Origin of the sequence: Vallitalea pronyensis (assembly GCF_018141445.1) — a bacterium.
In the GTDB taxonomy this organism is placed as follows: domain Bacteria; phylum Bacillota; class Clostridia; order Lachnospirales; family Vallitaleaceae; genus Vallitalea; species Vallitalea pronyensis.
The window spans coordinates 1,129,013-1,141,382 of sequence record NZ_CP058649.1 but is presented as its reverse complement, the minus strand read 5'-3'; the positions used below and the strand labels follow the sequence as shown (position 1 = coordinate 1,141,382).

Below are 12,370 nucleotides of genomic sequence, written 5' to 3'. Positions count from 1 at the left end.
TTATTTTTCGTGCACAAACACATTATAACCACTCAAAAAACTATTGTCATACAAACATACCCACAAAATAATAACCCTACACCATGATAACAAACGTCCTTATCCCTTAGTGCCTTAATCAGATAAAGCAACCAACGCAAGACGAGTATATAATCATGATATAGGGTTTATTAAATAACCATTATATCGTGTAACTTATATTACCTTATACATTACTTTCTGAACTTATCCAATGGAATATGGCAATACCCAGTAGGATTCTTATCCAGATAATCTTGATGATACGCTTCTGCATCATAAAAACATTGTAAAGGTTCAATCACCGTCACAATGGGTTGTGCATACTTCTTCTGTTCTTCATCACGTGATGCAATGATATCCCTCATATCCTCTTCATCCATATAAAAAATACCCGTACTATACTGAGAACCAACATCTGGCCCCTGCCTATCTTTAACTGTAGGCTCTACCACTAACCAATAAGCATCCAATATTTCTTTTAAAGAAATGATCCCCTCATCATAATCCACATGCACCGCTTCATAATGACCCGTCGTTGATGTCTTAACTTGTTCATAAGATGGACTATCCGTATGACCATTAGCATAACCAACTTTCGTATCTATTACCCCATCAATCCCTTTAAAATAAGCTTCAACACCCCAAAAACATCCTCCTGCTAGTACGATTGTTTTCATGATTAATCCTCCATTTCATATAGCTGTTTTACATGCTATTTGTTTATGCCTTTATACCATAAGCTATGCTGCCTAATCCTATTATAAGTTATGGGTTCATTATATAAAATTTGCATAAAAAACGCAATTATACTTCATTATATACTTTACCTTTTCATAAACGTAATCCCATTAAAACCTATATCTAATATAAATTCCTAAATCTCCATATAGCCCCCTTCAATTGCCCAGTAGGTAGATGGGTATCATCAATCCGTGATGTTTAAATAATGCCTAGAAATTCTTAGTGAACGGAAAGCTGAATGCCGTATAAAAACTTAAGTGTTTGAGCTTTAGTGAGTTTTAAGTTTTAGGTATTCAGCTTGGAGTAAGCTTAGAATATCAGGCATTATTTAACCTGAACGGATTGATGATACCCATCTACCTACGGTCGTCTTGCACACATCACATCATTCTAAGTTCTTTCCCATATAATACCATACCCCAATCTACCCATCATGATTCACACTCTTGAACCAATAATTTATCAGCCGACAAACTTATCAGCGTTGAACCAATAGGTGCCGTTATAAGAATAGACAAAACAGCAATAGCTAATATCACCTCACCCGAAGCCACATGAGCATCCAATGGCACCGACGCTATTGCCGCCTGAACAGTAGCTTTTGGAATATAAGCAAATACACAGAATAACCTTTCCTTCCGATTAAGATCAGAACCCATCAACGATACAAGAACGCCAATACTTCGTCCAATAAGACCAATAGCAATAATCAGCATACCTTTTAACCCCGCTTCAAAAGCAACCGACACATTCACCTCGGCACCTACTAAAACAAATAATAGTATTTCCGCAAAAACCCATATCTTATTAAATTTTGCTGATAAGCGTATAGCCAGTTTATTATGTTTTTCAAGAATCATAAAACCAATGACCATCACCGCTATTAACTCTGCAAATACTAAATGACCTTGTAATACATCTTTTACAGATGTCAATAAAAGTGCAATACCTAAAATAATAAGCACTTTTTTTGTATCCCGCATATGGTACTTTTGAAAAAGCCTCACTAAGATAAGCCCTAATATAAAACCAATTAGTATACCCAATATAATGGATAGTGGGATGTTCAAAATCTTAACACCGATATTAATGGTACTTCCCGTATATAAGCCCAGAAAAGATGTAAACAACGTAATGGCAAATACATCATCAATGGAAGCACCAGCTAAGATAATGGTGGGAATACCTTTTGCTACACCCAATCCTTTTTCTTTCATTTCCAGCATAAAAGGCACAATAACGGCTGGTGATACAGCTGCAATAATAAAACCTAACATACCACCTTCAATGAAGGTGAAACCTAATAATCGGATGGATACAAAAGCTATGGTAAAGCCTTCTATCAACCCTGGAATAAAGCTAAATTTGATGGCTGTCTTACCCACTTTTTTTAAGGCTTCTTTTTTAAGTCCTAAACCTGCTCGTAATAAGATGACGATTAAGGCAATAAGGCGTAGATCTTTTGATATATGGAGTATACTGGGGTCCAGATAATTAAGTCCATATGGTCCAATAGCTACACCCAGGAGTAACATGCCTAGTAAACCTGGTAATTTCATTTTCTGAAAGATTTTATTCATGATTAAACCCAGTAGTACAATCATTGCTAAACTTGTTGCCATATTATTTTTCCTTTCTGATGTTAGTATTATTGGCTGCTCATTATGTATTGATGCATGGTTATATGGGTCACATGCTCAATTCAAGGTCTATCCTATATGAGACAATTAACTACGTCACGTCTTGCGAAGCAAGTTATTCCGTTAGGAAAGTTTTCCTTAGCACAAATGAGAGCAACTCTATCTTATTTGTTCATTCGAGAACTTGCCTAAATTAAAAAACTCCTACCGATACTAAGGTATCAGTAGGAGTCATCAGCGTTTATTAGCATTTCAAGGCGAACTCCATCACCATTTATTAAGATGTTAGTGTTAGTATAATATAATTCTTCGTAAAATGCAATAAGTAATCATCAACTAACCATCATACTTTATAAAGCCTAGCTGAATCATGTATTTCCATATAGGGGGCCAAAGTTACGGCATGCCCGATAATCAGCACCTTGTAAATCCGTCAGACCAAATGCACCCCAAGCCTTAGGTCGGAAAATTCTATCCTCTGGTACATTGTGCATGGCTACAGGAATCCGCAGCATGGATGCTAATGTCAGCAGGTCTCCCCCAATGTGACCATAGCTGATTGCACCATGGTTAGCTCCCCAATGGTTCATGACAGAATAGACATCCTTAAACGCCCCTTCACCCGTTAGGTTAGGCGCAAACCAAGTGGTTGGCCATGTCGGGTTTGTTCTTGCATTCAGCACATCATGTATTTCTTGGTCAAGGTCAATGGTATAGCCTTCTGCAATCTGAAGAATGGGTCCAAGACCTCTTACCATGCATATTCTTGACATGGTTACAGGCATTTCACCTACTGTCCGAAAGGTTGATGAGAAACCGCCGCCGCGGAAATACCCAAGCTCAGCTGGTCCCCAAGTGGTCGCATCTAAGCACTTCTTCACTTCTTCTTCATCAATTTCCCAATAGGGTTTCATGGCAGGCTTACCATCTCTTGACTGCTGACCTGTCGCGTCCAAGGTTGTAGAGCCTGAGTTAATCAAGTGGATAATACCATTAACCCCTTTACCGGTGAGAGCTTTGCCTGTGACACGCTTAACAGATTCTGGGCTCCAATAGGTGCGTACATCAGAGAATATCTGAGCAGTACCTGTCAGTAAATGCCCAAATAACATGGGTACAGCATTCAAACAGTCATTTTCTGTTGCAAAGACATAGGCTTCTCTTAGACCATTCCAATCAAATGATGAATTCAAGATGGTTTCCATAAAATCCCCATTAGGCATGAAATCTGTCCATTGTCTCTGGCCTTGGAATCCAGCTGCAATGGCATTATGCCCTTCTGCTTCTTCTATGTAGCCAAACTCGGCCAGACGTGGATTACCAACCATCATATCACGAGCTATAAGGGTCATCTTTACAACAATTTCCCATTCTTTATCTTTTTGCACCCGACTATGGGCAGCATCCCTAGGATTAATGTCTTCACCTTCTGAACAGTTTGCTTTTACCCATGCCAATGCCTTCTCATACTCAACAGCATCATAGATTCCCTGGTGCAGTCTTCTTGAAAACTCACTCATATCCACGTATTCATTACGCATACCAAGGTATTCTTGAAAAAATGAGGCATCCACTGCTGACCCAGCAATACCCATGGATACATTACCAAGTGATAAATAAGATTTACCCTTCATGGTAGCAACGGCTAGAGCGGATTTTGTAAACTGTAACAACTTCCCTTGAACATCTTCTGGGATAGTTGGATCATCCGCATCTTGAACATCCTTACCATAGATGCCGAATGCAGGGATGCCTAATTGTTCATAACCTGCTAAAGCTGCTGCAAGGTATACAGCCCCTGGTCTCTCCGTTCCATTGAATCCCCATATAGCCTTAGGTATACTCCCATCCATATCCATTGTTTCCATGCCATAGCACCAGCAAGGGGTAACCGTAATGGACACGCCTACGCCTTCCGCTGCAAATTTATCTGCACATCTTGCAGCTTCTGATACCCTACCAATTGTTGTGTCCGCAATGACACACTTAACGGGTAAACCATTTGAATGTCTAAGGTTTGCCTCTAAAAAGTCTTTTACCCTTATGGCCATGCCCATTGTCTGGTCTTCCAAAGATTCACGTACACCATTTCTTCTTCCATCAATCGTTGGTCGAATACCTATTTTAGGCATCCTTCCCTCTAATCTGTTTTTGAACTCCATGGTTCATACCTCCTCTAATATTGGTTTTGATTTAGGATATAACAATATAGTAAACGTTTACTATAAATGCTATAATAAATTGGTATGACATTAACATCATAACCCATAAGCCTAATAATCCTTATAGTATATACATATAAAATCTATGTAAGCGGATACTAGAATAAAAGAGGCTATACCTCACTATGCAAAGCAGATTTGTCCGCTGGGAAAGTTTCCTCACAGCATATGAAAATGCTTCTAATGCATATGCTGTATTCAGTGAACTCACTCACAAGAGAATAATAATAGTAAACGTTTACTATTATTATATAAGCAATCCACCTTTTAATCAAGTTTTTATTTCACTTTTTATATGAAGAATGATGTCCATGAGGTATATTATTTTCCATAATTGTACAATCTATATAGAGTTATAGAAAGAATACGATAGGAGGCAATGCTATGGATAATGAAATGTTTTGCTATCAATGTGAACAAACTGCTGGTAGCAAAGGTTGTACACGGGTTGGAGTATGCAGTAAAGACCCAAATGTGGCTAAAATGCAAGATGTCCTTATCTTTTTAGTAAAAGGTTTAAGCTTCTATGCCACGAAGCTGATTAACAAGGGACAGGAAATGCCCCGTGAACTTGGTGAATTTCTTACAGAGTGCGTATTTGCTACATTAACCAATGTGAACTTTTCGCCTGAACGATTTGTTGGATACATTAGAAAGACCAACGCTTATAAGAAGGAACTCATGGAACAAGTTGGACCCATAGACGATTTACCAGAAGGTGCAGACTATATCGCACCGGAAACAAAAGGAGAAATTCTGAATATCCCACATATGAAGAATCTAGGTGTCATGGATGATGATGAGCTGGATATGGATGTCCGCTCCCTGAGAGAGTTCTTAATCTATGGTATAAAAGGTATGGGCGCGTATTTTCACCACGCCTATGTGCTTAATCAGTATGATCAAGAAGTGGCTAATTTTATGTTTAAAGCATTGGCTGCTACCCTTGACCCCAAGATGACCGTAGAAGACTATTTTGATTTGAATATGGAACTTGGCAAAACGAACTTTAAGTGCATGGAGCTACTAGATGCAGCGAACACAGGGGCTTTTGGCAATCCTGAACCAACAGAAATGCTGATCACCCATAAAAAAGGCCCCTTTATCGTGGTTTCTGGTCATGATCTGAATGACTTGGGTGCTTTATTGGAACAAACAGAAGGTAAAGGCATCAATATCTATACCCATGGTGAGATGCTGCCATGTAACGCTTATCCTGGTCTTAAGAAATATAAACATCTTATTGGTAATTTTGGAGGCGCTTGGCAGGACCAACAAAAAGAGTTTGACAACTTACCTGGTGCTATCTTAATGACCAGTAACTGTTTGATGAAGCCAAGAGGCAGTTATAAAGATCGTTTATTTACATCCAGTATTGTAGGCTGGCCTGACGTGACACATATACCAACGGTTAATGGCCATAAAGATTTTACACCCGTTATTGAAAAAGCGCTTGAATTAGAAGGTTTTGTAAAAGATGAGCCTGAACACAGAATACCCATGGGCTTTGCACACCATGCTGTACTTAATCATGCTGGAACCATTGTGGACGCTGTAAAAGGTGGTCAAATAAGACACTTCTTCCTCATTGGTGGTTGTGACGGTGCAAGACCCGGACGGAACTACTTCACGGAATTTGCAGAGCAGACTCCTGAGGATACAATTATTCTAACTTTAGCCTGTGGTAAATATCGTTTTAATAAAATGGACCTTGGTTCCATTGGACCCTTTCCTCGTATTCTGGATGTGGGTCAATGTAACGATGCCTATTCAGCCATAAAAATAGCCCTTGCTTTAGCAGAGGCCTTTGAATGCGATGTGAACGAACTTCCCTTATCTTATATTGTTTCATGGTATGAGCAAAAGGCAGTGGCGGTCTTACTGACCATGTTATATCTAGGGCTAAAAGATATTTATCTTGGTCCTACACTCCCAGCTTTTGTGACACCAAATGTGCTTCAAGTATTGGTGGATAAATTTAATCTTCAATCCATTTCAACACCTGAAGATGATTTGCAAACAATCCTTGGATAATGGATTTCACATCCTAGATGGTTTTCATGAAGTAGCGTCATAGAAGCCCCCAAAAATAGAGTGAATCACCTATATTATATCAACATGGGTGGTTCACTTATTCATTATGATTCAAATCATGAATCGCTTGTCCTCATGTATTGGAAGTGAAATACCCTATATCATAAAATAATCTAATCTATTTATCGATTCCGCCAATCCAATATAAATGCCAATATTAAGGGTATTATGCCATTACATAAGTTATTGATCCATGTTAGATAATAATTGTTGTACCATTAAATTTAGTAAGAGTAAACCCTTCAAAATCTTCATTATAGGTATTTTTATAGTCTTGAAGAATACGAATGGCTACCGTTTCACCTAGATTTAGACCATCAATGGAATCGGATCGCCAATGAACACCGGCCAGGTCTCTTCCAATGGATATGTTGGATGCAAATTTATTCAATTCGCCTCCTACGGTCAAGTCTTCTCCTTCATAAGGCAATAACCTAAGACCATTACTGCTGGCTACAACAGGATTAGGGATGATAAATGCTTCATTGAAAAATGCTTTCAACATGGTAACACCAGCCCCAACAGCAGTTGCATGACCAGCTGGATAAGCAGGATGCGTAGGTGAGCCTTCTGGATAAGCCATAGGTAATAAATAAGTTCCATATTTTTCGAATACAATCGGAAGTGATGTGGAGTCAAATAATTCCTCATTAATAGGGTAGTCTGTTGCACCAGTTAAATTGTTCTGAACACAGCCGCCAAATGCTTCAGGTCTAAGTACACGTTGCACTAAGAATTTCTGGAACCAAGCAGCTTCTAAAGCTACCCTTACAGCTTTTGCAACAAAGTCTAAAAATTGAGCGGCACCAAAGGTAATAAAACCGTTCTGGGTCTTAGAATTAAGATAAGGGTTTCCTGGGTCTAAAGCATTTTCTCCAAAGCCTAGTAAAATCAAACAAGCACTTAGGACACCTTGATACGTAAAGTCCACGTGTACCCATTGTCCCAGATCCCGACCATTTCGAATATACCGTCGAGGCTTGTCAAATATTATTGCTTCATTTGGTAGACCACCATTTTGTATATTTAACCACTCATCATAGGTCACCATAAAATCTTTACCTGCAACAGGGCTGTTATAGCGCTGTTTCACGATTCTATTTCCAAAAGGAATATCTTTGAAAAAGAACTGTGAAACGTAGGGACCTACTAAGTCACCAGGAGTATCTCCCCTAAATAATGTCTCGGTTGTCACAACGCCATCTTGTTTCGGTCCTCTAAAATCAGAAAAGTTGGAAAGGTCTTCAGCAGCAGCCATTGTAAGGCAGTTGGTATTGTAATCGTTAAAAGGTACATCCCTTGTTAAGGCTGCCCAATAATCTTCAGCCATTTCGCCAGCACGCCAAGCACTGCTAAATGCTGGGGGTATGGCGATAAAGGTATGATGTGAATCTGGTCCCATCATATCATACGCATAAGCCGCTTGAGGATTGGCAAGCTTGACAACGCCTCCTAAAGGTATGTTTTCAAACATGTCTGGATTTCCAGTTGTCAATGCTTGAATAAAGGCGTTATAAGCATGGATGTCCACTTCTCCCAGCTCATTATGGGGTAATGCCTTGGTAAAATTACCGATTTTATTAGGGAATCGATTTTCATCCCCATTACAAGGATGACTTGGTAAGGGAAGGTCCCTTTCAAATTGGGCTGCATTCTTACGTATTTGAAAAGCCTTATTCCGGCGTTGTATGGGTGTTAATGGTCCAATTTGGCAACATGGATCGGATGTGGTGTCGACATATTCTTTATCTTTTTTCTTATTTTTAGAAGCGATCTTCTTCTCTTGATTCATGTCGGTTATTTCTTCATCTAAGTCAAATAACTCGTCCATTATATTTGGATCCTTTTTACTCATCTATTCTCATTCCTTTCTTAAAAATATGATTTCACTATCTATATATGTAGCTCTACTAAAAAAGTGACACTTTTAGCGAAACTTTTTTAGACAAGCTGTGCAGAGGGCATAAAAATACCCTGTTAGATAACACATTTCTGGGCTATCTAACAGGGTACAATAATTCCCCTCTAGTCAAATGGTAATACTTCATAATTACTTGGTAATTCCTCTTCTTCAAACATAAGAAGATTAAGCGGTGATCGGTCGGTAATAAATTTAACCTGAAAATAGGCATTTTTTAATGAGGAAAACCCATGGCTATCATAATCAAAATCATAAAAGATAATGTTCAATTTTTCATATTTTATGCTTTGGTCTTCCAAAAAGTCATATGCTCGAAAGTAATCATCAGGAAAAAGTGCCCTTGCTTCTATAAAGTTCTCTATGCCATCCATCACTTTTGTAATCAGCTTGGCATACAGCGCCACTTGTTCATCATAAGATCGCATCAAATGATGCATATCAATATAGGCTTCATAGAACCCTTCTAAACGCTGTAATAATCCTATATTTAATTCATATAAAATATGGGAACCATCATTCAAATCTAAGAACCATGGTACTTTGGGATTAGTGTGAAGTCCCGTATAATCATCATGGCTACCTATATAACAAGCCGTATAGAGATAGGTATACAATATTCTTAATGTGTTTTTATCACCCAATTCTTTCATGGTATGATACAGTGTTGGCCTTAACTCATAATGTCTGAAATCACGGATATACCTATCTAATTTTTCCTCGTTATCATACATAACCAATAAATCTTCATGGATTGCATCCATGAGTATGTAGGTATCCTTATATAAGGTGGTTATGTTGGGTGCAATACTATTAACCGTCTTCTGCTTAAGGTATTGGGTTAAATGCCCACTGATGTTTAGAGTGCTCTCCTTGATTTTTTCCCCGTAATTCTTCACATAGGCATCGTTTATTTTTTGGCATGACTGATCCATAACTTCTGCATATGCATCTAATTTGTCCACTAATCCATGAATGCTTGACCGAAATGTCTCTGTGTCAAAATTATGGAACTGTATCCGATCATAAAAAAAGATGTTTTCCCGAAACATATCATGCAAATAAAGTTCTAGATCATAGGTAATATTATCATAGCGCATAACAAAGGTTTCTCTATTTCGATGTATGTTGTTTTCATCATTTCTGTTAACGATGATAAGTGCAAATAAGAGTATAACACCCATCCAAAATAACGCTCGTTTCATATTTTATCGCCCCTTCAGAACAACATGCTGCTGGATTACCATCTTCTTCATCCATCAGCACATTGACCATCATTCCCAGAGATCTAACCGTCTACTTGAGAACTGCTTCATCCAAATATACCTATCATATGATAGCATGATGCTATATAGCTTTCCTAAGTCAACGTATGCGTCTTATTCATTATACACCATTATGATGTCTTGTAGTCCATTAATATTTATTCATGTTTCAGTAATGTATTGGGTTGTAACTTACTGGCCTTCCTGCCTGGTAATAAGCCAATCATGGTTATAATGCCTACGGATAATATAAAGGCGGTTATGATACCCAGCATATTATAATCCATGGGATTCGAACCTAAACTGGCCTGCAAGTCATATTCTGATTCTAAGATATTTCTTACATATTGAATAAGTGGTAAAGCGACAACTAAGGAAATGATACCACTTGATAGGGCTAAAATACCTGACTCCATGGTGAATATATTGAGAATGTCTTTGTTTCTAGCACCTATTGATTTCAAAATACCGATTTCTTTTGTCCTAAGAATAATACTGACGTATAGGATGACACATACCAATAACGTTGGAATAAGAATGACGACGACTGCTATTAGCGTAGCACTAAGTAAACTGTAATTTATATATTCATTTGTTTTTTTTGCAGATTCTACGGAATAGGCGTCAAATCTTGACTTGGTTACATGACCATATTCTTTTAGCTTGGCCAGGCTGTCTTTATTAAATGCATCATTGAGAATAACCGTATGTTTTACCGAATAGTTGTTACCCCGCATATTAAGGTCAAATTCTCTAAACTGAAACAAGTTATACTTCTCTTGGAGGGAGGTTTTAATCCTAAGATGCCTAAGAGGATCTGCAACTAATTGTGGTCCAGTAATCAAAAATCCACCTTCTACTTCAACGCCCACAACAGATTTAAATGGATCAGGTACAGAATATGAAAAAAGCGTAAAATCATCCAAATCAAATCGCTCTCGTAGTGATTCAGCATAACCATAACTCACGTAGATATAACCTGCATGATAATTGCTCATGAGTTTTGTTTTTGTGGATATATCCATGATGTCTATGACTTTTGTGTGAATAACATTTTTTTCTTCCATGATTGACGGTAATTTAATGGCTGCACTTTTATAATTATAAATATTAAATGTTATATCTGTACCTACCAAATGTTTTACAGATGCATGATTATCTTGCAGGAGTACTTTGGCTGCTTCCGAAGACATGATGATACCTTCTTCGTGATCCTCTGGATAATGTTTTTTAGGGACGCCATATTGGTAAGATGCATATGCTTTTGGTGGTAATGCCATCAATAAAAATGGTTTTTCATCGATTATCACATCGAAATACGTATTACGCAGAACTTTATCCACACCTTCGATGTCCTCCATGTCGGATATGGCATCATCGGTATAAGGTTCTATAATTGTATTTTTAAAGGGCTCAATTCTAGGGTTATAGACATTTAAACGGTTAACCTCTTTGTAGATGGTTTTTTGGGTCGATTCCAGTTGTTCATCTTCAAAGGGTGTGACATATAATAAATTATCTTTTCCAAGTACATCGCCTAATAACGGTTTAAAATCCGCCTTATAGCCACTCATATTAAAAATCAAATTCATGATACCAAAGATAAGCACCATGCTGGGTATTAGGCTCACCATGGAAAATATAGTACTCTTTTTTCTTATTTTTAAATTATTCATGGCAATTTTAACGGCTGTAAAAAATTGAAGAGAGCTCTTGTCCGTGGATAACTGATCGTCCTTGTATTGCTTACTTGGTCTGACTTCTTCGTTGCTGATGATCTTTCCACTTTCTAACGCCACAATACGAGTAGAATAATCCCGTGCAAGGTACTTGTTATGGGTTACCATAATAACTAAATGCCCATTTTCAGCTAATGCTTGTAAAATCTCCATAATCTGAACAGATGTATCTGGGTCTAATGCACCCGTTGGTTCATCAGCCAAGATAATGTCTGGTTTATTGGATAATGCCCTGGCAATAGCTACTCTTTGCTTTTGTCCCCCACTTAACTGCTTGGGTAACTGATCACGTTGTTCAGTAATGCCCATTAATGCTAATAATTCCTCAGCCCGGTCACTCTTTTCCTTAGGGGTTAAACCACTTAAGGATAAGGCAATTTCTATATTTTCTTTAGCTGTCAAATGGGCTATTAAATGAAAGTCTTGAAAAACAAATCCAATGTTATTTTTTCGATAGTTATTCCAATCCTGCTGTTTAAAGGACGAGGTGTCCACGCCATTCACAATTATGCGTCCCTCAGATGGCTGGTCCAAACCACCTAACTGACTCACTAAAGTCGTTTTGCCTGACCCACTTAATCCTAGGATAGACACAAATTCTCCTTTGTGAAACGTCATGTTCACATTGTTCACTGCATAAACTGTTTTTTTCTTTAGTTCATACCGCTTTGTAATGTTTTCTAACTTTAGCATATGTATATCCCTTCTCTCGTTATCTATCTTAGTCTAT

At 38.0% G+C, this 12,370-nt stretch carries 7 protein-coding genes and 1 riboswitch; of the genes, 1 reads left to right on the top strand and 6 read right to left on the bottom strand.

Features of this window, described 5'->3' with window-relative positions:
* Window positions 1–212: 212 nt before the first annotated feature.
* The 3 genes from msrA to HZI73_RS04720 all read right to left on the bottom strand — a co-directional run bounded on the left by msrA (window position 213) and on the right by HZI73_RS04720 (window position 4,564).
* Window positions 213–698, bottom strand: coding sequence for a peptide-methionine (S)-S-oxide reductase MsrA (gene msrA / locus HZI73_RS04730; RefSeq protein WP_212697110.1), 486 nt, complete (start codon window positions 696–698; stop codon window positions 213–215).
* Window positions 699–1,193: 495 nt separating this feature from the next.
* The gene (locus HZI73_RS04725; protein ID WP_212697109.1) at window positions 1,194–2,384 is read right to left on the bottom strand and encodes a cation:proton antiporter domain-containing protein; all 1,191 of its coding nucleotides are present in this window, start codon (window positions 2,382–2,384) and stop codon (window positions 1,194–1,196) included.
* Between the two features lie 236 nt (window positions 2,385–2,620).
* A riboswitch (Fluoride riboswitch) is annotated at window positions 2,621–2,683 on the bottom strand.
* A gap of 87 nt (window positions 2,684–2,770) precedes the next feature.
* Window positions 2,771–4,564, bottom strand: a complete 1,794-nt coding sequence (locus tag HZI73_RS04720) for an L-fucose isomerase (protein ID WP_212697108.1) — start codon at window positions 4,562–4,564, stop codon at window positions 2,771–2,773.
* Window positions 4,565–5,008: 444 nt separating this feature from the next.
* On the opposite strand from HZI73_RS04720, the gene hcp reads away from it, so the two are divergent.
* A complete protein-coding gene (gene hcp / locus HZI73_RS04715) occupies window positions 5,009–6,658 on the top strand; it encodes a hydroxylamine reductase (protein WP_212697107.1) in 1,650 nt (549 codons plus the stop codon).
* 256 nt (window positions 6,659–6,914) lie between these two features.
* Here hcp and HZI73_RS04710 read toward each other — a convergent pair whose 3' ends face one another.
* The 3 genes from HZI73_RS04710 to HZI73_RS04700 all read right to left on the bottom strand — a co-directional run bounded on the left by HZI73_RS04710 (window position 6,915) and on the right by HZI73_RS04700 (window position 12,333).
* Window positions 6,915–8,573 (bottom strand): vanadium-dependent haloperoxidase, encoded by a 1,659-nt coding sequence (locus HZI73_RS04710; RefSeq protein WP_246552360.1) that lies wholly within the window; start codon window positions 8,571–8,573, stop codon window positions 6,915–6,917.
* 170 nt (window positions 8,574–8,743) lie between these two features.
* Window positions 8,744–9,841 (bottom strand): hypothetical protein, encoded by a 1,098-nt coding sequence (locus tag HZI73_RS04705; RefSeq protein WP_212697106.1) that lies wholly within the window; start codon window positions 9,839–9,841, stop codon window positions 8,744–8,746.
* A gap of 218 nt (window positions 9,842–10,059) precedes the next feature.
* The gene (locus HZI73_RS04700) at window positions 10,060–12,333 is read right to left on the bottom strand and encodes an ABC transporter ATP-binding protein/permease (protein WP_212697105.1); all 2,274 of its coding nucleotides are present in this window, start codon (window positions 12,331–12,333) and stop codon (window positions 10,060–10,062) included.
* Window positions 12,334–12,370: the final 37 nt, after the last annotated feature.